Origin of the sequence: Mesorhizobium loti CJ3sym (assembly GCF_000472785.1) — a bacterium.
Taxonomy (GTDB): domain Bacteria; phylum Pseudomonadota; class Alphaproteobacteria; order Rhizobiales; family Rhizobiaceae; genus Mesorhizobium; species Mesorhizobium loti_E.
The window spans coordinates 15,528-36,444 of the sequence record NZ_AXAL01000019.1; the positions used below are offsets into that span (position 1 = coordinate 15,528).

Below are 20,917 nucleotides of genomic sequence, written 5' to 3' on the forward strand. Positions count from 1 at the left end.
ATGACCGCGATCGAACTGCGCCACCTTCGTTATGCTGTCGCCGCCGCGCACCATGGCAGTTTTCGTCGCGCGGCGGAGGTGCTTGGCATCAAGCAGTCCTCGCTCAGCCGTCGCATTCGTCAAATGGAGGATCGTCTCGGCGTCGCCGTGTTCGAGCGATCAAGCAGCGGTGTGCGGCTCACATCGGCTGGCACTGAAATCCTTCGCACCTCCCGGTATCTGCTAGAGGAGTTGGACCGAATGATGACGTCGGCCAAGGCCGCAGGCCGGGGGGAGGCCGGCAGGCTTACTATCGGCTTCTACACCTCGCTGTCGGCTGGGAATTTGAGAGCGAGCTTGTTGGAACATGCGCGACGATTCCCTGAGGTGGAAATCCGCACGGTCGAAGGAGCGCGAGCGAGTCTTTTCGCAGGTTTGGAGCACTGCACGCTAGACGTTGTAATCGTAACGGGCGAACCTGCGGGTCGCGAGGGGGGAACAATGGCCCTGTGGGGCGAACGCATCATGGTCGCACTTCCGGAGTACCATCCACTGGCGACTAATGAGATTGTGTATTGGACCGACCTAAGAGGCGAGACCTTCCTGCTGAGCCAGCGCGACCCCGGACCGGAACTTCGCGATATCTTGCTGGCAAAACTAGCTTCACCCGACGTCCAGCCCAAGATAGTCAGCCATGAAGCCAGCCGCGAAAACATAACGAGCCTGGTGGGTGCAGGCGTTGGTGTTAGCTTGATATGCGAGGCTGATATCGGCACCTACTATGCCGGCGTGGTCTACCGAGATGTGCAGGACGGTCACGGCCCGAGCCGGATCAGCTACTCTGCCTATTGGCAGAGGAACAACGACAACCCGGCTCTCGTGCACTTCCTCAAGCTGTTGGAGGAGCGCTATCCTTCGCTGTCACCTAGAACTGCCGAACCCTTCGCGCCTTCGAGAACGCCCGATCCGTCGCCATGAAGCGCTCGATCATCGGTGCGATTAGTCTGGCCGGTTCGCCAACAGTCTGTCCAGTCTCTCGGCCGAGAACCTCGGCATAGGCGATGAGGTCGCGATGAATGGCCGCCGGCAAATCGATCGAGATCTTGACCGGCTTGTCGTCGGCGACGGCCCCAAGTTTCAGCTTCGTCATGGATCACCCTTCATATGGTTCGAGGACGAGATCGTGGCTGACGATCACCCGAAGGGGGAAGCCCGGCCGAATGGTGAGGGTCGGGGCGATATCGAGCTGGCGGCCAACGATCTGCTGCCCGATTTGGCTCGTGCTGTTGGACGCGCCCTGGCGCAGCGCACGGACGATATCACTTTCACCACTCGACGATCCGCTCTCCGCGCCGATGCTCAGCAGCGTGGAGAGCGCGGCGGCCTTGAAGAGTTCGCGCCAGTGATAATCGACACCGTCCTCGAGGCCGGCATAGCCTTCAGAGTCAGCGCCTGGCTGCCGTTCCAGCACCATGGACCTGCCGTTCGGCATGATGATGCGGTTCCAGACCAGCAGCACGCGGCGCTGACCAAAGCCGACGCCATTGTCGTATTGACCAATCAGCCGCGCGCCCTGCGGGATGATGAGGAGCCGCCCGGTCGGGCTGTCATAAACATTCTCGGTCACCTGCGCGGTAATCTGGCCGGGCAAGTCGGAGCGGATGCCAGTGATGAGGGCGGCCGAGATGATTGAACCTGCCTGCAGGATACTGGGCGCGGCCGGTGCTGCAACGCGATCGGGGCGGACGGTGCGGCGGTCGACGGCGGCGTCGAGGAAAGCGGTTTGTCGTTCCTGCGCTGTGGGGGTCGCAGGCTGTGGCGCGAGGCCAAGGCCCGCGAGGGTCGGCGACTCCATGGCTGGCGTCTGGCTCGGCGCGGGCGCCGGCATAGCTGGTGCAGACCGCGTTTCGGTGCCGGCGAACAGGCGGCTGGTTCGCGCGGCTTCGATCTCCTGGAGCCGCCGTTGTTCCTCGGCGCTGACGCCTTCGACGGGCTGCCCACGGTTCTGGGCGCTGAGTATCGGACGCCCCAGATCACCTGGAAGCGGCGGTCCTAGTTGTGGACCGTCGGGTTTTGCCACACCGGAATAGTCGCGCGGGAGTCCCGCAAGTCCGTCTGCCGTGGTGCGGTTGTCCGTCGAATAGAGTTCCTCGTTGGCGGGACCACCATGACGTGTTTGCAGCGCGTAAATCAGCGCGCCACCCACGCCGAGCCCGGCGACCAGGCCGAGCCCGGCCAGCACACGCCGGGACAGGCGGGTGACGCGAGGCGGCTCATTACGCAGACGCATGGGCTCGGGACCAGGCGTTCCGCCCGCCGCCGGCGCCTGTTCTTCCTCTTCCCGGTAATCGCTCATGACGCGGGCCTTCCGTCTGTGCGGGCGATCCGGACGCGCTGTTGCTTGCGGCCGCTGCCGTAGCGCAGCTCGGCTGCGGCGAACATCCGATCCACGATCATGTGATTGCCTCGGACGCGGTAGTTGACGAGTTCGGAAGTATCGCCCTCGGGGCCGACGATGAACAAAGGCGGCATTTCGCCTTGGCCGATGCCGCGCGGGAACTCGATGAACACCTGACGGCCATCGTCGAAGGCGCGCAGCGGCCGCCAAGGCGCACGGTCGCCGTCGATCGAATAGCGGAAGTTGATCGAGGCGAGGTCGACGCCGGCGGCGACGGGCTGAGCGACCGCGGCCTGGGCGTTTTGCCGCCGAAGGGCGATGAGTTGGTCCTGCGGATATTGCCAGGACACCGAGGCCATGTAGGTCTTCTCGGTCGAACGCAGCTCCATGTGATAGGTGCGGCGGTCGGTATTGATGACAAGGTTCGTCGTCAGGTCCGCACGGGTCGGCTTGACAAGGATGTGGATCTGGCGCGTTGCGCCGGAGCCGCTTTCGGTATCGCCGATGACCCAGCGAACCGTGTCGCCGGCGGCAACGGGGCCGGAGCCAACAAGTTGCTCGCCGGGCTGGAGGGCGACGTCGGTGATTTGTCCAACGGCGGCATAGACCTGATAGAGCGCGCCCTCTGTGAACGGATAGACCTGCATCGCGTTGATGAAGCCGTCACGAACTGGCTGAATGCGCGCGGCGGCGTTGGCCTGGTTGACCCGGGCGGTGGGCTCTGCGGGCTCGGGGGCCTGGCGGGTTTCTTTGATTGGTTTCAACTGGCCCGGCAAAGGCAGAGGTCGTGGAAGTTCAACGACCTGGACCGGTGCCGGCGGAGCGGGCGCGAACACAGCGGGCTGCGGATCGTCGTAGGAAATCTGCGGCGGCTTTTTTGTGGCGCAGCCGCCAAGCGCTGTTGCTGAGAGCAGCACAAGTGGAAACACGGATTTACGGAAGTGAGGAAATTCGGCTTTCCGGGGTTCCGGTCGAACGGCTCTATGGGAATAAAGAATCATTGGCCCAACTCCTTCGACCAGTTGATGGCGTTGATGAAGACGCCGAGGGGATTCTTGCGCAGCCGCTCAGCGTCGCGTGGCGGTTGGATGACGACGGTGACGATGGCGGTCCAGCGCTCGGTCGATGCCAGCGAACCGTCCTGATAGCGGCGCTCCATCCAGGCGACGCGGAAGCTATCCGGGGAGGCGCGGATGACGCTCGACACTTCCACGGCGATCTGCTGCTTGCCGACCTTGGAAAAGGGATCGTTCGCGCGGGCGTAGTCGTTGAGAGCGAGGGCGCCGCGATCGGTTGTGAAGTCGTAGGCCCTGAGCCAGTTCTGGCGAACGATGATCCCGTCTGCGGGAATCGAGCGGACCTGTTCGATGAAGCGGGCCAGGTGCCAAGCAATCTGTGGATCGGTCGGGCGATAGTCGGCGACGGCCGGCTCGACCGCCTGTGCCTGGCCGAGCCGATCAACCTGCACCACCCAGGGAACGATCGTCCCGCGCCCCGATTGCCAGACCAGCGCCGCCGCGAAGCCGCCGGCGAGCAGCAGTGAGCCAAAAGCCATCAAGCGCCAGTTTTTCGCCTGGACGCGCGCCGAGCCGATCCGGTCATCCCAGACCTGGGCGGCCTTTTGGTAAGGGGTTTCGGGTTGGGGTGTCTTGCCGTAGTGGGTGGACGTTCGTTTGAACATTAGCGGTCCCCTTCGGAGAGATTGATGGATGATCCGCCGCCATGGGCGTCGCCGGATCGGACGGCGTGGCTGACGGTCGAGACCCCATGGCGGACCGTCTGGGAGCGCTTCATGCGCCTGGCCCAGGCGGGCGGCGTCGAGGAGCTGGAGGAATGGGAAGGATCGCTCTCGGCCTCGGCCGCGCCAGCGATCGAGCCTTCGGTCGACGTGCCGCCAGTGGCCGCGAAGGCGGATTTCGCGCCGCTGGAGAAGCTCTGCTTCATGGCCTCAGCGGTGCGGGACGCTGTGCGCCTGAGTGGCGATGTGGCAGCGCTGGCGCCGGCACGCGCGACGCCGCTCAGGCCGGAGGCAACGCCGGCCGCTCCTGCCTGGCCGGCAGAGGCGAGGCTGTAGGAGGCCACGGCACCACCGGCGAGCGCAGCGCTACCGCGCGCCGCAGCTGAGGCACCACCTGCGACAGCGCCGACACCGCCCGTGCCAGCGCCAAGGGCGGCACCGCCTGCCATCACCATGCCGCCAGCCGCGAGACCCATGCCGATAGAGGCGCCGGCGCCGAGCTGCGGTCCGCCGGAGACGAGGCCGTTGGCAATGCCAGGCCCAAAAATGCCAAGGCCGAGCAGCGAGAGCGCCGCAAGCACGATCGCCATGGCGTCGTCGATAGTGGGCGCAGCACCGCCGAAGCCGGCGGTGAATTCGGAGAAGAGCGTCGAGCCTATGCCGATGATCACGGCGAGCACCAGCACCTTGATGCCGGAGGAGATGACGTTGCCGAGCACGCGCTCGGCCATGAAGGCCGATTTGCCGAAGAGGCCGAAGGGGATCAGCACGAAGCCAGCCAGTGTGGTGAGCTTGAACTCGATCAGCGTGACGAAGAGCTGGACGGCGAGGATGAAGAAGGCGAACAGCACCAGCGCCCAAGCCAGAAACATGCAGGCGATCTGGATGAAATTCTCGAAGAATGACCAATAGCCCATCAAGCCAGAGATGGAGTCGAGCAGGGGTCGTCCAGCGTCCAGCCCTGTCTGCGCAACCTTGCCGGGATGCAAGAGATCGGCGGTCGTGAAGCCTGTGCCGGAGGCCTTGAGGCCGAGGCCGGCGAAGCTTTCGAAGACGATGCGGGCGAGATTGTTCCAGTTGCCGATGATATAGGCGAAGACACCGATGAAGAGCGTCTTCTTGATCAGGCGCGCGATGATGTCGTCATCGGCGCCCCACGACCAGAACAGGGCCGCCAGGGTCACGTCGATCACGATCAGCGTGGTGGCGATGAAGGCGACCTCGCCACCGAGCAGGCCGAAGCCGGAATCGATGTAGCGGGTGAAGATTTCGAGAAAATGATCGATGACGCCGGTGCCGCCCATGGTGCTATTGGGCCTCTCGTCGATCGATCGTCGGCGGCGCGGGCGCGAGGAAGCGGCGGCGATTCTCGGCCCAGGCCCGCAGGCATGCAGGATCGCGCGTGCCTGCTTCGCCAAGCTCCCGGCAGCGGATCAACTCGCCGCGCAACGGATCGGCGCTGGCGGCCTCCGATCGGCCGATCGAGGTGGCCGCGGAGCTATCTTCTTTCCGGCTCAGTCCGATCGCTGTCGCCGCGATGGCGATCCCGACGAATCCGATCGCACCGAGCCGGGCAAGCATTTTTCCGTCCATGACGCTGCCCTCAGTTGCCGTTCTGGAACATGCGGGCGTTGCCCGGCTGGTAGCCGGTGCCGGGCGTCAGGAAGCGGCGGCGCTGCTCGCGGCCCTGTTCGGCGGCTGCGGCCTGCTCGGCCGATTGAAGCGCCTGCGCTCGGCCGTTCGCGGCGACGACGGCTGTCAGGTCGGCAAGCTGCTGTGCCTGGAGACCGAGGAGCTGATTGCCGGCCTGCGTCGCCTGCAACGCGCCGGTGGCACCCTGGCTCTGCCCGATGAGGGCAGACATCTGGGTTCGATTGGTGTCGATGTTGCCGACGACACCGGCCTGCACGCGCATGGCGTCCTGGAGCCCCCCAAAGGTGTTCTGCCAACGCTCGCGAGCGCCAGCGATCAACTGCTGGTCCGAGGCCGAGAGCGAGGCATTGCCGTAGGTCGTCTGGAAAGCCTGGTCGATCTGCTGGACGTCGAAGGCGATGTTCTGCGCCTGTGTCAGCAGTTGCTGGGTACGCTGGACCGACTGTTGAAGCTGCAGGAGCGAGGAGTAAGGCAGGCTCGCGAGGTTGCGGGCCTGGTTGATCAGCATCTGTGCCTCGTTCTGGAGGGAGGTGATCTGGTTGGTGATCTGCTCCAGTGCGCGAGCAGCCTGAAGGACATTTTGCCCATAGTTCGTCGGATCGAAGACGATGAAGGCGTGGGCCGATGTCGTGATCATCGGCGACAGCAAGACAGGCGCGGTCACGAGCGCCGCGACGAAGCGGGCGACGCGCGAACGGGAACGGATAGTCATGATTGGGCCTCCAGCTGGGTTTGGGTACTGAGGTTGGCGAGATCAGGGATGAGATCGGATGCCCACGCGACGCCGCGGGCCCGGAGCCATGCGAGCACGAAACCTTCGCGCCCGTGCTCGGCGAGGATGCGCTCGATCGCGGCCTGATCGGTCTTGGACGAGGCGGCGGTGAAGGCGAGTGCCACCTCGCCGAGCCCCAGCTCGAACAGGCGGTTGCCGCGGCGGCTCTGGCAGTAGTAGTCGCGCTTCGGGGTTGCCCGCGCGAGGATCTCGATCTGCCGATCGTTGAGGCCGAAGCGCCGATAGATCGCCGTGATCTGCGGCTCAATCGCCCGCTCGTTCGGCAATAGCAGTCGCGTCTGGCAGCTCTCGATGATGGCGGGCGCGATCGCGCTGCGATCGATGTCGGACAGCGACTGCGTGGCGAACACGACGCTGGCGTTCTTCTTGCGCAGCGTCTTCAGCCATTCGCGGAGCTGGCTGGCAAACCCCTCGTCGTCGAGAGCGAGCCAGCCTTCATCGACGATCAGCAGCGTCGGTCGCCCATCGAGGCGGTCCTCGATGCGGTGGAACAGATAGGAGAGCACGGCAGCCGCCGCGCCCGTGCCGATCAGCCCTTCGGTCTCGAAGGCCTGGACGGAAGCCTCGCCGAGCCGCTCGGTCTCGGCGTCGAGCAGCCGGCCGTATGGTCCGCCGACGCAAAAGGGTCGAAGCGCCTGCTTCAGGGCCGATGATTGCAACAGCACCGAAAGGCCCGTCAACGTGCGCTCTGCTACCGGGGCCGACGCGAGCGAGGTCAGCGCCGACCACAGATGCTCTTTCACTTCCGGAGTGATGGAGACGCTCTCGCGCAGCAGGATCGCCACGATCCAGTCCGCGGCCCAGGCGCGCTCGGGCGGGTGATGGATGCGCGCGAGCGGCTGGAGCGAGACGGACGCCGCGGCGCCATCGGTCAGGTCGCCGCCAAGGTCGTGCCAGTCGCCGTCCATCGCGAGCGCGGCGGCCCGGATGGAACCGCCGAAGTCAAAGGCGAAGACCTGTGCGCCTTCGTAACGCCGGAACTGCAGGGCCATCAGCGCCAGAAGCACCGACTTGCCGGCACCTGTCGGGCCGACGACGAGAGTATGACCGACGTCGCCGACATGAAGAGAAAACCGGAACGGGGTCGAGCCTTCGGTCCTGCCGAAGAGCAGGGGGGGCGCTGCAAAATGCTCGTCCCGTTCCGGCCCCGCCCACACCGCCGAGAGCGGGATCATGTGGGCGAGATTGAGTGTGGAGATCGGCGGCTGCCGGACATTGGCGTAGACATGGCCGGGCAGGGATCCGAGCCAGGCGTCGACTGCGTTGATCGTCTCGGCCATCGCGGTGAAGTCGCGACCCTGAATTACTTTCTCGACGAGACGGAGCTTCTCGTCGGCGACGCGTGGATCCTCATCCCAGACGGTGACGGTTGCCGTGACATAGGCTTGCCCGATCAGATCGGAACCCAACTCTTGAAGCGCGAGATCGGCATCCGCTGCCTTGTTCGCCGCATCGCTATCGACAAGCGTCGACGCCTCGTTGGTCATCACCTCCTTGAGGATCGCAGCGATCGACTTGCGCTTGGCGAACCACTGCCGGCGAATCCTGGTGAGCAGCCTCGTCGCGTCGGTCTTGTCGAGCATGATTGCGCGTGTCGACCAGCGATACGGAACGGCCAGCCGGTTCAGTTCGTCGAGGATGCCGGGTGTCGTCGAGGTGGGGAAACCGACGATGGTGAGAATGCGCAGGTGCGACTTGCCGAGCCGGGGCTCAAGGCCCCCAATCAGTGGCTGGTCAGCCACCAGCGCGTCGAGATACATCGGAATTTCGGGCACGCGCACGCGATGGCGCTTCGTCGAGACCGTCGAGTGCAGATAGGTCAGCGTGTCGGCGTCATCGAGCCAGGCGCTCTCGGGCATGAAGCCTTCGACGAGCTGGAGCACCCGGTCGGTGCGATCGACAAAACCGCGCAGGATCTCGCGGGCGTCGACGCCGCCTTGCTCCTTGCCCTCGTAGAGCCAGCTCTCAGCACGCGCGGCGTCCTCGGCCGGCGGTAGATAGAGCAAGGTCAGGTAGTAGCTGGAGTCGTAATGTGCGTCTTCTTCCTCGAACTCGGCTTTGCGTTCGGCGTCGACGAGAGCGGACGCCACGTCGGGAAACCGGCTCTCGGGATACCGCTGTGCCGTCAGCCGAGTGGCCTCGACGAAGATTGCCCAGCCGGAGCCGAGCCGTCGGAAGGCATTGTTGAGGCGTCCGGCGACCGCGACCAGTTCGGCGGGCACCGAGGATTCAAGATCCGGCCCGCGAAAGCGCGCGGTCCTCTGGAAGGAACCATCCTTGTTGAGGACGACGCCTTCGCCCGCCAGCGCTACCCAAGGCAGGTAGTCGGCCAGGTGGGAAGACGTGCGGCGATATTCGGCGAGGTTCATCATGACCGACTCCTGATCCTTCGCTTCAGACGTTCAGATGGCTGGAAATGCGCAGATGCCGTCGCACCACATCGACGAACATCGGGTCGCGTTTCGCCGCCCAGACCGCCGCGAAATGACCGATCGCCCAGAGCACCAGACCGACCAGCCAGAGCCGCAGGCCGAGACCGAGGGCCGCAGCAAGCGTCCCGTTCAGGATGGCGACCGCGCGCGGCGCGCCGCCGAGCAGGATGTGGTCGGTCAGCGCGCGATGGACGGGAGCGGTGAAGCCTGGAACGTCGCCGCCAGTGTCAAGAATACCCGCCATCAGATGAGCGCCCCGCCGCCGAACGAGAAGAACGACAGAAAGAAAGAGCTGGCCGCGAAGGCGATGCTCAACCCGAACACGATCTGGATCAGCCGGCGAAAACCGCCCGAGGTGTCGCCGAAGGCCAGCGTCAGGCCGGTGACGATGATGATGATCACCGCAAGGATTTTGGCGACAGGCCCTTCCACGGATTCGAGGATCGACTGAAGCGGCGCTTCCCACGGCATGGAGGAACCGGCCGCTTGGGCAGATGGCGCCAGCAAAAATGTGGCGCAAGTGACGAAGGCCGCTGTCGCGATGTGATGGCGGATATTAAGGGCATGGCGGATCATGGACGGTCTCCTTGGGACTCGAGCGTTGCGGGGGTGATGGCGTAGTCGCCGGTCAGGCCCAGGCCCTCGACGCGTGCGAGTTCGGCAAGACGGCGGTGCGCGCCGCGACCGGAAAGCACGGCCACCAGTTCGATGGTTTCGGCGATCAGCGCGCGCGGCACGGTGACGACGACTTCCTGGATGAGTTGATCCATCCGCCGCAGCGCGCCGAGGGCCGTGCCGGCATGAATGGTGCCAATGCCGCCAGGATGTCCGGTGCCCCACGCCTTCAAGAGATCCAGCGCCTCGGGGCCGCGGACCTCGCCGATGGGAATGCGGTCGGGGCGAAGGCGAAGCGAAGAGCGCACTAGGTCGGAAAGCGAGGCGACGCCGTCTTTGGTCCGAAGAGCCACAAGGTTCGGCGCGGAACATTGCAACTCGCGGGTGTCCTCGATGAGAACGACACGATCACCGGTCTTGGCGACCTCGGCGAGCAGTGCGTTGGTGAGCGTGGTCTTGCCGGTCGAGGTGCCGCCGGCGACGAGGATATTCTTGCGAGCCATGACGGCTGCGCGCAGCACTTCTGCTTGCTCGGCCGTCATGATGCCGGCCGCCACATAATCGCTAAGGGTGAAGACGGCGACGGCTGGTTTGCGGATCGCGAAGGTCGGGGCTGCGACGACAGGCGGCAGAAGCCCCTCGAACCGCTCCCCCGTTTCGGGCAGCTCCGCCGAGACGCGTGGGCGATCGGAATGGACCTCGGCACCGACATGGTGGGCGACGAGACGCACGATGCGCTCGGCGTCGGCAAATGACAGCTGCTCGCCCGTGAACGCGAGCCCCTGCGAGAGACGGTCGACCCAGAGCCGCCCATCGGGGTTGAGCATCACCTCGACGATTTCGGGGTCTTCGAGAAATCCCGCAATTGCCGGGCCAAGCGCGGTGCGCAGCATGCGCGCGCCACGGCTGAACGCCTCCGACTGCTGGTAGGAAATCGCCATATCGTCCCCTTCTCGCCAAAGGACCGTCAAGGCGGCTCTGGCACGGGGATGATTAGAAGAGGCAGGAATGAGGACCTGGCAACAACAACAATGTGGCTTCGAAGCCTAGCGTACAAAGACAGGGAAACGGCGGGACGTCCGATTGCTTGGTATCGCCCCCGCGACGAGCATTCAACCGTCTTTGTTCGATTCGATGGCATCTTCGGCCGACGTAACACCGCCGATGTCGTCGGGAATTTCCCGGAGAAAGCTCTGACCCTTCTGCAGGCGCCGGCCCAGCGCTTCGATGAACCCCTCGAACCGCTCGCGCCCCTTGGTTTGGGCGGCCGCCTGTGCGTCGGGAGGCAGCGGCGGTGTAATCGTCAGCCAGAAGCGGACGAACAGCGCCAGGGTTTCGGCGGTGATACCAAGATCTCGCTCCATGCGCTGCACCTGTCGCGAGAGCCGATCGAGGCGGCGGGTGAATGCCGCCTCGCGCCGGTCGGCGCCATCCGGCGACAGGAAGGAGGCGACCGCAGCCTCGACGATCGCCGAGCGGGCGAGCTTCTTTCGATCGGCAAGCTCGGCGATCTGTCTCAGCATGACGGGGGGAAAATAGACATTCATTCGGTCGCGCATGACTGAGCCTCACATCTCGATGCCGTCGTTGGGATCTAGGGCGACCTGGCGGGCGACCCCGCGCATCTGCTGGCGCAGGATGCGGCCTTGTCGGGCGGTGTCTTCAGGTTCGTCGTCTTCGATGATGGCGAACTCTTCCTGCGACCCCAGTCCGCTGGTCTCCCTGGCGATGGCGACGTGATCCGGCAGCTCGGGTTCGCGGCGCAGGCCGCCATTGGCCGCGTCCTGTTCAGCCTTGTCCGCTTCTGCCAGGAGCATTGGTGAAGGCTTCTGCGGGGCAAGCGCCGGCCAGTTGTCCTTGCGTTCTGACCGGACATTCTTTGCCAGATCGGGAGGCGGTAGGACGCGCTCCTGGAATCGCTCGTCCTCATAGTAACGAGCCTTTTTTGCACGGATTGGCGGGGTACCGGCAACCATGACGATCTCGTCGCTGGGCGGGAGTTGCATTACCTCACCAGGGGTGAGCAGGGGCCGCGCCGTCTCGGATCGCGAGACCATCAGATGGCCGAGCCAAGGCGACAGGCGGTGCCCGGCATAGTTCTTCATCGCTTTCATCTCGGTGGCGGTACCGAGAGCGTCCGAAACGCGTCTGGCTGTCCTCTCGTCATTGGTCGCGAAGCTCACCCGGACATGGCAGTTGTCGAGGATCGAGTTGTTGGCGCCGTAGGCCTTCTCGATCTGATTGAGCGATTGCGCGATGAGGAAGGCCTTTAGACCGTAGCCCGCCATAAACGCCAAAGCGCTCTCGAAGAAATCCAGCCGGCCGAGTGCTGGAAACTCGTCGAGCATCATCAGGACACGGTGACGTCGGTCCTTCGCATGAAGATCTTCGGTCAGGCGCCGGCCGATCTGATTGAGGACCAGGCGGATGAGCGGCTTGGTGCGCGAAATGTCGGAGGGCGGCACGACGAGGTAGAGGGTCGCTGGCCTCGGGTCGGCGACGATGTCGGCGATGCGCCAGTCGCAGCGGCGCGTCACCTGGGCGACGACGGGATCACGATAGAGGCCAAGAAACGACATCGCGGTGGAGAGCACGCCAGACCGCTCGTTGTCGGATTTGTTCAAGAGCTCGCGCGCCGTCGAGGCGACGACGGGATGCGGACCGGCCAATCCGAGATGCGGCGTCGTCATCATTGCCGCCAGCGTGGTCTCGATCGGCCGTTTGGGATCCGACAGGAATCCGGCGACGCCGGCCAGCGTCTTGTCGGGCTCGGCGTAGAGCACATGCAATATCGCGCCGACGAGCAGAGAGTGGCTGGTCTTCTCCCAATGGTTCCGCTTCTCGAGCGAACCCTCAGGATCGACCAGCACGTCGGCGACATTCTGGACGTCGCGCACCTCCCACTCGCCGCGCCGCACTTCAAGCAGCGGATTGTAGGCGGAGGACTTCGTGTTCGTGGGATCGAAAAGGAACACCCGCCCGTGCTTGGCGCGAAAGCCTGACGTCAGCTGCCAGTTTTCACCTTTGATATCGTGGACGATGGCTGAGCCCGGCCAAGTGAGAAGCGATGGCACGACGAGGCCGACGCCCTTGCCGGATCGGGTCGGCGCGAAGCACAGCACATGCTCGGGTCCGTCGTGGCGGAGATAGTCGCGATCGAGCTTGCCGAGCACCACGCCGTCAGGGCCGAGCAGCCCGGCGGACTTGACCTCGTTTGGGGTCGCCCAGCGCGCCGAGCCGTAGGTTTCGACGTTCTTTGCCTCGCGCGCCCGCCAGACCGACATGCCGATCGCCACGGCGATTGAGATGAAGCCGCCGGAAGCTGCGATATAGGCGCCCTCGACGAAGATGGGCGGCGCGTAGGCGTCGTAGGAGTACCACCACCAGAAGAAGCTCGGCGGATAATAGAACGGGATGCCAGCCAGCTCGAACCATGACGCGCCGAGCTGTGGCTGGAATCCGAGCTTCCATGCCGTCCACTGCGTAGCCGCCCAGGTCGTGGCGATCACGATCAGGAAGACGACAGTGATCTGGCCCCAGAGGATTTTCGTGGCGGTCAATAGCAGGTTCCTCGACAGCAAATGCCATCAAGGTCGGTGGTCAGCGCTGAGGATTGCAAGGCGTCATCTTCGCTGGTCGCAGTCCCGGCGACACTAGAGAACATATACAGGAGAAAGAGGAGGCGGGCGGCGCCGGCGGGCGGCCCTAGTTTCGTCATCCGCCGGCGAAGGCAGTGGAGCGCTCGCACTTATGAAGTGTGCCGTTTGTTAGTCGATCGACGTCTCGTTCGTCACGAAAATCGGCATGGCGACCTTCCGCGTCGACGAGAAGTCGTGAGCGCCTATCTCTCACGGCCGGACATTTCGCCGTTGTGTTCTTTCGTGGCTTGGGTGGCGGCAGCCGTCCCGCGCTCTCCCTTGGGAGTTTCATTCCATCCCGATGACCATGCTAAGATCGGCGAGGCGCTCGATCACGTGATCCGGTCTGAATGGAAACCGCTCCATGTCAGCCCGCGTGCTCACACCAGTAAGTACAAGCGCTGTCTTCAGGCCCGATTCCAATCCGGCGACCATGTCCGTATCCATCCTGTCACCGACCAGAATAGTATCGGCCGCACTAACTCCGAGCCGGTCGAGCGCGCTTCGCATCATGAATGGGTTCGGCTTCCCAACGAAGTAGGGCTGGCGGCCGGTAGCCTTCTCGATCAGTGCTGCAACCGAGCCGCAGGCCGGATGGAATCCGCGCTCTGTCGGGCCGGTCGCATCCGGATTCGTGGCAAGAAACCACGCTCCCTTTGCCACCAGCTCGGCGCCAGTGGCGATCTGTTCGTAGTGGTACGAAGTGGTGTCGCCGAGGACCACGAAATCCGGCCCATACTCCGTGATTCGGCAGCCTGCACGCCGCAGAGCCTCGACCAGCCCGTGGTCGCCGATGACATAGGCGGATGACCCGGGCTTTTGCAATTCGACGAACCGCGCGGTAGCCAGTGCCGAAGTGTAGATGTGTTCAGGGGTTACGGGGAAGCCAACCGCTCGGAGACGCTCGGCATGATCTTCCGGCGTAAAGCGAGAGTTGTTAGTGAAGATTTGAAACGGCTTGCCAGTGGCAACCAAGGCGGCGACATAGTCGATCGAGCCTTCAATCGGTTGGCCGCCGCGGACCAAAACCCCGTCCATGTCGAGAAGGTGCGCTGTGATCATCGTATCTCAATCCTCCATGTCTTTGGGTGAATGCGCGGCTTGACCATGTGCTGTGTCACGCGCGTGGTAATTCGCGAGAGTGCGGGCAAAATACTCATTGAGAACGGTGGGGGAAGAGTACCCAATCCCTCGTGCGGTGATAGGACGTCGCAGCGTGAAGAAGGGTCGGCAACATAATCCGGTCGCCGGTCGCAGCCGTTGCGTGGACGCTTGCGCACATGCGCTGTGTCGGCGAAAGACAGACCGCGATCGGCCAACGCCCGCCATCCAGCACTCTTGAAGGGTCCGTTCCACTGGCGACAGTGAATGGTGGGGTTCATGCTTCGCAGCGTTGCAAACTACAATCCAAGCCCACGTTTCCGGCCAAAGCTCCATTCGATGTCGCCTCCATCCTTGGCAATGCCGGCGATGCTCTGACCGAGTTTCTTCTCGAGTGGCGGCGACCACGGAACGAGCTGGAAGCCGAGGCCGTTGTCGATCATCGCGAAGCGGCCGGATGTGAGCGTGAGGCGCCGGCGATAGACTCCAGCGACATGCTCGCCGGCGACCGCCTTCATGTGAGGCAGGCCCGTTTCGGCCGTAAGCCGCGTCGCGGTGGCGCCCAACTCGCGGCGGCTAAGGGTATTGAGGAGATCGCGCTGCAGGATGATGCGCTGGCCTTGTCGTCGGGCGAGGCCCTCCTCGGTGAGATGGTCTGCACGGCCTGTCATGGCGTCGCGCACCTCGCGGCCAAAACCGCCCATCGAGAGCGGCATCGGCTCGCGCTCGACAAGGCGATGATCCAGCCATGTCGCGCCCGGCGCGGTGATCTGGCGGTTCAGGTCGACGTCCGAGCGATTGGCGAGCACGAGGGTCGGCCGTTCGTCCTCTGGTCCGCCAAAGCGACGCACCTCGACGATGCCACCGATTGGTGGCGCGTGCTCGAACGCTTCCATGCCGCGGAAGCGGACATGGTGTGCGCGACCATCGGTGCCGTCGATCACGGCGTAGGCTTCGCCGGTCAATTCATTCTGAAGGCCCTTGTCCACCAGCCGACCGACGATGAGTGCGCCTGTCGCGCCCGCGTCGATCACATAGTCGGCGACGCCACGATCCTGGCCCCGCTCGGTGAATGCGCGATGCATCGTCTTGATGATGTCGCCGCGCATGCCGAGGTCGCGGAGCGAGCGTTCGGCTTCTAGACCGACCATCCATTCGTCGGGGCCGGCCGGGGTCGCGAGGCCCATCTTCTCCAGATGCTGGACCCGGCCGATCATCAGGCGGCGGATTTCGGGATGGGCGGGGCCGGTCGCCTCAGGGCGCAGGTCGATGTACCCCGTCTCGTCAGCGGCGATGCGGATCTCCACATCGAGCCGCGTCCAGCGCTCGGCGGTGATCTCCTTCTCCAGCGCGTTGCGGATTTCGTGCTCGGGCCGCGGCCCGATTTCGATCGAGACCAACTCCTCGGCGCGGGAGCGCAGGCCACGGCTGATATAGTCGCGCGAGATCACGAGGTCCGCGCCGGTGTCGTCGACCCCACGCACCAGCAGATGGACGTGGGGGTTATCGGTGTTCCAGTGATTGACGGCGACCCAGTCGAGCCGGGATCCGAGGTCGGCTTCCATCTGCTTCGCAAGGTCGCGCGTGAAGGCGCGCAAGTCCGTCATCTCGCCGGCGTCCTCGGGCGAGACGATGAAGCGGAAATGGTGGCGGTCGTCCTTGGATCGCTCGGCGAAGGCTACGTCATTGGCGCGGTCGCTGCCGGCGTCGAACATCACTGCCTTCTCGCCGTCGCGGGTCACGCCGTCGCGCTTCAGATAGGACAGATGTGCGGACAAGGGGGCGGAGCGAAACGCCTTGCCCGAATGCCGGGCAATCCGCGCCGCGACGACGACACGTCGGTTGGAGGAGAAGAGCCGGTTTCGGCTGAAGTTGATCCGGCCGCGCCCGAAGCTGGAGCGGCCCAGAACGGGCGAACGACCGGCCCTCGGCGCCGAGCTGAACGCGCCATCGGTATGGCCGGCGCGCTTGGCGGCCCGCAGTACCTGGTTGACGAAGCTCTTCGCCTTCGACGCGCGGGTGCCGCGGATGCGTCCTAGCCGGACGCGAAAGTCGCTGTCGCCCTCCGTCATGGCGGCCCTGCCAACAGCGGCGTTAGCCGCGCAGTGCCGGAAACCACGTTGAATTCGTTGGCAAAATCCTCAAGCGCGGCACGCGCCCCGACCGACAGGCACGCCGAAAGACAAGCCATATCAATGGCTTGGATGACGGCCGGCGAGCCTCTTTTATCTTGCCGTCCTAAGGTCGTGTTTCCTCGCCACTCGTGCAATTCCCTCCAGCCCCCGCCATTCCACGCCGGTTCGCGCGATCCTGCGAAACTCGTCATCGTGGGCTTCCAGAGCCGGGACGGGCGATGAACAAGCCATCGGAAACGGGCGAGATGGCGGAGAGATCGTGCACCGGAGTTGCCGCCGGAACGTGATCGGTTTGGCCATCACGCTGCAAAGGATCGACAGCCGGCGTTTGCTTGGACTGGGCAGAGAACAGCGGTGCGCGCGTCCAGTCATTGCGCTCGACGGCCCCGGTTACGACGAAAGGGCGATCGATTTTTCCGCCTCCGACAAGAGGCGCGAGTGCAGCGACGTAGGCGCGCGTTTCGGCTGGCAGCGCACGGCGTCCAGCGAGATATTCCTCGTAGCGGCCGGGGCCAGCATTGTAGGCGGCGAGGAAGCCCGGCGAACCGTAGCGGTCGTGCATCTCGCGCAGATATGCCGCGCCCGCCAGGATGTTGTCGCGCGGACTGTAGGGATCTCTGCCGAGACGGTGACGAAGACGAAGATCAGCCCACGTGCCGGGCATGATCTGCATCAACCCCATGGCTCCGGCCGGTGAGATCGCGCGGACGTCCTCGCTGCTTTCGGCGCGCATGACGGCGCGTATCCAACTCCTCGGAATGCTGAACCGCTGCGACGCCTCGGCGATGATGCCCGCGTAGGGGTCGCCGGCAGCCTGTCGTTCGATTGGTGCATTCTCTGCGGCGGCCGCGGGGGGCAAAGCGGGGATCGAGAGAAAGCCGGAAAGGAGGAGGAACGCGCCGCGGCGGGCGACCTTGGGAAGGCCGGCGGTGGAGCGGTCGTGAGTGATCGCCATGGCGTCACTCCCGCTCGCCGCGCTTGGACGGACGGCTCCAGTGAAGCGACCATGACGCACTATCGGCGTCGGATCGGAACAGGCTGGCCCTGATCGGCTGCGTGAAGACTGGATCGTCGAACAGCAGTGAGACGTACTCGCCGGCCTTCTCTCCGGTGCGCTTCCAGCCAGCACCGACCTCTAGTCCGTCGCCGTCCTCGCCGATGTGGATGCGATAATCCGGCGCGTTCTCGGCCTCCGACGGCTCGGCCGAAACCAGGGCGAGTTGCACGTCAAGAGTGAGCGTGCGGAGGTGGCCGGAGTATCCGGACTTCGTGCGGGTGAACTTTCCAATCTGTGGCATTTTGCGCTTCTTTCTGCAGTGGGAGTTGAAGGTTCAAGCTTGATCAGTGGGTTGGGGCGCGCCATTCGAAGCGCCCGGTCCGGCCCTCGTCGGTCCAGAGCGGCGTGGCGCGGCCGATGATTGAACTCGCCTGAATCGGCCCGAAGTAGCGCCCATCGAGGCTGTCGCGAACATCCCAGTTCATGAGGAAGAGTTCGCTGCTGGCGATGCGACGGCAGCCCTGCCAGACCGGCAGCGGTCGGCCGAGCCGGTCGCGTTCGAGCGCCGTACCCATCGCGATGCCATCGACGGTGATAGTGACGCCGTCGCGACAGACTTCCTGTCCGGGAAGGCCCACGACGCGCTTCATCAACAGCACGCCTCGCGGCAGGTAGCCGCCATCGGCGAGGAAGCTCGCCAGCGGTTCGGGCGGATCGACGGCGGCCAGATCGGTGACTTCGAGCCTGCCCGCGGGGAGGATGCTGTAGAGACCGATCGGCGTACTGGCTGACGCGTTCCAGACCAGCTTCGGGGCGATATGGATGAATGACAGCCCACCGATCGCGAGCACCGCGAAATATGTCGTCATGATGTAGCCAAAGCGCGTCATCGTTCGGTCCTGCTACGCTGGAGCCAGGCGTCATGCCGCTCGCGGGTGTACGGGCGTGGCTCCTGGTCGGCCTTCAGACGGTTGTGAACATGCCGCCAATGGTCGGGCGCGACATCGACGGGATCGATGCCGAGCGCCTCGATGGCGTCGATGGCCTGCAGCACGCGCTCGACCTTCGGCCAGCGGTCGACTTTCAGCAGGATGTCGCCGCCTGGTCTGACGAAGGGCAGCGTCTGGAACGGCTCGCCGTCACGAACCGCGCGCAGGATGTCGATGCGCGAGATGATCGTGCCGAAGTCGTTCGCCGCCCAGCGGACGAAGGCGAAGGTCGTGTTGGGCGCAAAGCCGACGACGCGGTGGCGCTGGTCGAGAACCCGCTCGTGAACCTTGCGACCGAACCTGATCCAGTGCTCGATCCGCTTCTCGATCCAGGTCAGCTCTACGAGGGTTGTGGATGGTGTGGCAACGTCGGGCGGTCGGCCGCCGCGCATACGAGGCGTCTGGTTTCGGGTCACGGAGTGTCTCCTTGGCTCCCGGGAAATTCGCGGGCGAGCAGGTCGCGCAGCATGTCGGCGACGGTCTGGCCGCGCTGGAAGGCGACGATCTTGATGCGACTGCGCAGTTCGGGTGTGACGTCGATCGTCAGCCGGGCGGTGAAGCCGGAGCCGTCACTGCTTCGACCCGGCGCTATCCTGGATTCCTTGATCCAGTCCTCGGCGGTGACGGGACGGGCGATGAAGCCGCGCTTCGGGGATCGCCCATTCATGGCGCGATCCTTCCAACTTCGGCCGCGAAGGCCGCAATCTCGCGTGAAGCCGGGCTATCCTTGTCTGTCTCAAAGACGAGGCGGCCCGATTGTGCGGCATCGGCGAAGGCGACGCGCTGGCCGATGGTCGCTGCGAGCACCGGCGGATCGTGATCGGCCAGGGTCTCGGCCGTTTCGCGGGCGATGACGGTACGCGCGCAACGATTGAGTACGAACCGAGCGACAAGTTGGGGGCGGTAGATCCGCGCCTCCCGGATCAGCGCCAGCATCTCGGCCGACGCCCAGCCATCGAAGGGAGACGGCTGAACCGGCACAAGCGCAAGATCGGCCGCGAGCAGCGCCGAGCGCATCAGCGCGGCGACACGGGGCGGCCCGTCGATGACGATATGATCGGCACCACGGGCCAGTTCGGGCGCCTCGCGATGCAGTGTATCGCGCGCCAGCCCGACAACCCCGAACAGCCGGGGCAGACCTTCCAAGGCGCGCTGCTGCGACCAATCGAGAGCCGAGCCCTGCGGGTCGGCATCGATCAGCGTGATGCGCTTTCCCGTCCTGGCCCATTGCCCGGCGAGATGCAGCGCCAGCGTCGTCTTGCCGACACCGCCTTTCTGATTGAGGAGCGTTACGATCATTTTGCCCCTCGCGGCTTAGGTTCGAGGGGAAGTTCAGGTGTAGGAACGCCGGATCTACTGAAAGACGTGTGCGGGAAGATCGGGGGCTGAAGCGTCTGTGTTTCGTCGCGATTGCCGTCGTCGACAGGGCTCTTGACGATGCCGCGCGCGCCATAAGAGTTAGATTCTGTGTTAGATTCTAAGTTAAGGGCGCGATTTTCGCTTGCCGTGCAGTCGGTTAACCCCGGTTTGGGTTCCCGATAGCACGAGCCTCGGGTTCCCGATGGCACGATAGTGCGGGTTCCCGATAGCACGAGGCCGTCCACAGGTCTTCCTTGAGGAGACGGCTCAAAGGAGAGCAGAAGCCGGCCGCTGATTTCGACCTCGATGAACAGGGTGTACCCGGGCAGCGGCTGGCGTCTGACGATGTCGCGCAGCTCGAAGGCAAACCGCTTGAAGGGTGAGAGGCTACCGGACTTCAGGTAGAGATGGCGGAAGTCGAAGCGCCAGCCAGCGCGCTGTCGTCCGCCATGCTTGCGCACGAGCCGATAGAGCCAGCGGTCGAGCCCGCCCGTCAGCGAAAAGTAGTCGCGGTCGATGGTGAGCACGAGGGCATCGTCGAGGACCGCCTGGTAGAACCAGTCGGGGACGATCAGCTCGATGCCGGCGGGACGCCCGCGCCGATCCCTGCGCTCGACCCACTCGTTGATCCAGGAGAAGCGGTGCCGACGACCCTGCGCGGGCTGGCGGATCGTCGTCGCCACCGTTGTCGATTGCAGGCGATCGAGCGCCGCCTTCAGGCGCTGGTAGTCGCGCGCGCCGACGCCGCGTCCGATGAAGGTGAGAATTTCGTAGGGCGTCGCCGCCATGAGACGCGACGTGCGCAGTCCGGCGTCGCGCGCCTCGACGATCTGGCTGGCTGCCCAGATCAGGATATCGGCGTCCCATATGGTTGCCATGCCGTGTTCGGGGACGGCTTCGACGCGGATGACAACGTCCCCGGCGGAGAAGTCGATGGGCTGTATCCGATGGGATTTGGAGAGGCTGAAGAACGGATAGGCCATGAGATCCTGCGTGTCTCGGGGTGCGAGATCCCTGCCGCGCGCACGGAACAGTTCGAGTTGTCCGCGTTCCGACAGGGGGCGACGGCGCACCGGCATTGAGGAAACCG

The 20,917-nt window shown here is 64.7% G+C and carries 24 protein-coding genes; 1 reads left to right on the plus strand and 23 read right to left on the minus strand.

Annotated elements, in window-relative coordinates:
* Complete coding sequence (locus A3A9_RS39325; RefSeq protein WP_033838767.1) at positions 1-957, plus strand: LysR family transcriptional regulator; 957 nt, start codon at positions 1-3, stop codon at positions 955-957.
* Here A3A9_RS39325 and A3A9_RS0124185 read toward each other — a convergent pair.
* The 23 genes from A3A9_RS0124185 to A3A9_RS41280 all read right to left on the minus strand — a co-directional run bounded on the left by A3A9_RS0124185 (position 905) and on the right by A3A9_RS41280 (position 20,906).
* Positions 905-1,129, minus strand: a complete 225-nt coding sequence (locus tag A3A9_RS0124185) for a DUF2274 domain-containing protein (RefSeq protein WP_027061084.1) — start codon at positions 1,127-1,129, stop codon at positions 905-907. The genes A3A9_RS39325 and A3A9_RS0124185 overlap by 53 nt on opposite strands.
* Before the next feature lie 3 nt (positions 1,130-1,132).
* Positions 1,133-2,335: a TrbI/VirB10 family protein gene (locus A3A9_RS0124190; RefSeq protein WP_027061085.1), complete on the minus strand. Its 1,203-nt coding sequence runs from the start codon at positions 2,333-2,335 to the stop codon at positions 1,133-1,135.
* A complete protein-coding gene (gene trbG, locus A3A9_RS0124195; protein WP_027061086.1) occupies positions 2,332-3,378 on the minus strand; it encodes a P-type conjugative transfer protein TrbG in 1,047 nt (348 codons plus the stop codon). The genes A3A9_RS0124190 and trbG overlap by 4 nt, the downstream gene beginning before the upstream one ends.
* A complete protein-coding gene (gene trbF / locus A3A9_RS0124200; RefSeq protein WP_027061087.1) occupies positions 3,375-4,058 on the minus strand; it encodes a conjugal transfer protein TrbF in 684 nt (227 codons plus the stop codon). Before trbF ends, trbG begins: the two co-directional genes overlap by 4 nt.
* Complete coding sequence (gene trbL, locus A3A9_RS0124205) at positions 4,058-5,419, minus strand: P-type conjugative transfer protein TrbL (RefSeq protein ID WP_027061088.1); 1,362 nt, start codon at positions 5,417-5,419, stop codon at positions 4,058-4,060. Before trbL ends, trbF begins: the two co-directional genes overlap by 1 nt.
* 4 nt (positions 5,420-5,423) lie before the next feature.
* Positions 5,424-5,708: a putative entry exclusion protein TrbK-alt gene (gene trbK-alt / locus A3A9_RS0124210; protein WP_027061089.1), complete on the minus strand. Its 285-nt coding sequence runs from the start codon at positions 5,706-5,708 to the stop codon at positions 5,424-5,426.
* A 10-nt stretch (positions 5,709-5,718) separates the two neighbouring features.
* Positions 5,719-6,480, minus strand: a complete 762-nt coding sequence (trbJ, locus tag A3A9_RS0124215) for a P-type conjugative transfer protein TrbJ (RefSeq protein WP_027061090.1) — start codon at positions 6,478-6,480, stop codon at positions 5,719-5,721.
* On the minus strand, positions 6,477-8,933 hold the full coding sequence (trbE, locus tag A3A9_RS0124220) for a conjugal transfer protein TrbE (protein ID WP_027061091.1): 2,457 nt from the start codon (positions 8,931-8,933) through the stop codon (positions 6,477-6,479). The genes trbJ and trbE overlap by 4 nt, the downstream gene beginning before the upstream one ends.
* Before the next feature lie 22 nt (positions 8,934-8,955).
* The gene (locus A3A9_RS0124225) at positions 8,956-9,237 is read right to left on the minus strand and encodes a VirB3 family type IV secretion system protein (protein WP_027061092.1); all 282 of its coding nucleotides are present in this window, start codon (positions 9,235-9,237) and stop codon (positions 8,956-8,958) included.
* The gene (locus A3A9_RS0124230; RefSeq protein ID WP_027061093.1) at positions 9,237-9,569 is read right to left on the minus strand and encodes a TrbC/VirB2 family protein; all 333 of its coding nucleotides are present in this window, start codon (positions 9,567-9,569) and stop codon (positions 9,237-9,239) included. Before A3A9_RS0124230 ends, A3A9_RS0124225 begins: the two co-directional genes overlap by 1 nt.
* Positions 9,566-10,549: a P-type conjugative transfer ATPase TrbB gene (trbB, locus tag A3A9_RS0124235; RefSeq protein WP_027061094.1), complete on the minus strand. Its 984-nt coding sequence runs from the start codon at positions 10,547-10,549 to the stop codon at positions 9,566-9,568. The genes A3A9_RS0124230 and trbB overlap by 4 nt, the downstream gene beginning before the upstream one ends.
* Before the next feature lie 171 nt (positions 10,550-10,720).
* Positions 10,721-11,167: a hypothetical protein gene (locus tag A3A9_RS0124240; protein ID WP_027061095.1), complete on the minus strand. Its 447-nt coding sequence runs from the start codon at positions 11,165-11,167 to the stop codon at positions 10,721-10,723.
* A gap of 9 nt (positions 11,168-11,176) precedes the next feature.
* Positions 11,177-13,168 (minus strand): conjugal transfer protein TraG, encoded by a 1,992-nt coding sequence (locus A3A9_RS0124245; protein ID WP_027061096.1) that lies wholly within the window; start codon positions 13,166-13,168, stop codon positions 11,177-11,179.
* Positions 13,169-13,534: 366 nt separating this feature from the next.
* Entirely contained in the window at positions 13,535-14,308 is a 774-nt protein-coding gene (locus A3A9_RS0124250) for an HAD-IIA family hydrolase (protein WP_027061097.1), read from the minus strand.
* A gap of 338 nt (positions 14,309-14,646) precedes the next feature.
* On the minus strand, positions 14,647-16,419 hold the full coding sequence (locus A3A9_RS0124255; RefSeq protein ID WP_027061098.1) for a relaxase/mobilization nuclease domain-containing protein: 1,773 nt from the start codon (positions 16,417-16,419) through the stop codon (positions 14,647-14,649).
* Positions 16,416-16,673, minus strand: coding sequence for a hypothetical protein (locus A3A9_RS44210; RefSeq protein ID WP_152536165.1), 258 nt, complete (start codon positions 16,671-16,673; stop codon positions 16,416-16,418). Before A3A9_RS44210 ends, A3A9_RS0124255 begins: the two co-directional genes overlap by 4 nt.
* Positions 16,670-17,437 carry a lytic transglycosylase domain-containing protein gene (locus A3A9_RS0124260; RefSeq protein WP_027061099.1) on the minus strand — a complete coding sequence of 256 codons (768 nt, stop codon included), beginning with the start codon at positions 17,435-17,437 and terminating at the stop codon, positions 16,670-16,672. Before A3A9_RS0124260 ends, A3A9_RS44210 begins: the two co-directional genes overlap by 4 nt.
* A gap of 4 nt (positions 17,438-17,441) precedes the next feature.
* Positions 17,442-17,780, minus strand: a complete 339-nt coding sequence (locus tag A3A9_RS0124265; protein ID WP_027061100.1) for a DUF736 domain-containing protein — start codon at positions 17,778-17,780, stop codon at positions 17,442-17,444.
* Positions 17,781-17,823: 43 nt separating this feature from the next.
* Positions 17,824-18,369, minus strand: coding sequence for a S26 family signal peptidase (locus tag A3A9_RS0124270; RefSeq protein ID WP_027061101.1), 546 nt, complete (start codon positions 18,367-18,369; stop codon positions 17,824-17,826).
* On the minus strand, positions 18,366-18,884 hold the full coding sequence (locus A3A9_RS0124275) for a DUF2840 domain-containing protein (protein WP_082222203.1): 519 nt from the start codon (positions 18,882-18,884) through the stop codon (positions 18,366-18,368). Before A3A9_RS0124275 ends, A3A9_RS0124270 begins: the two co-directional genes overlap by 4 nt.
* Positions 18,881-19,135 (minus strand): hypothetical protein, encoded by a 255-nt coding sequence (locus tag A3A9_RS0124280; RefSeq protein WP_027061103.1) that lies wholly within the window; start codon positions 19,133-19,135, stop codon positions 18,881-18,883. The genes A3A9_RS0124275 and A3A9_RS0124280 overlap by 4 nt, the downstream gene beginning before the upstream one ends.
* Positions 19,132-19,767: a ParA family partition ATPase gene (parA, locus tag A3A9_RS0124285; RefSeq protein ID WP_027061104.1), complete on the minus strand. Its 636-nt coding sequence runs from the start codon at positions 19,765-19,767 to the stop codon at positions 19,132-19,134. Before parA ends, A3A9_RS0124280 begins: the two co-directional genes overlap by 4 nt.
* Positions 19,764-20,906: a replication initiator protein A gene (locus A3A9_RS41280; protein ID WP_152536166.1), complete on the minus strand. Its 1,143-nt coding sequence runs from the start codon at positions 20,904-20,906 to the stop codon at positions 19,764-19,766. Before A3A9_RS41280 ends, parA begins: the two co-directional genes overlap by 4 nt.
* Positions 20,907-20,917 lie beyond the last annotated feature (11 nt).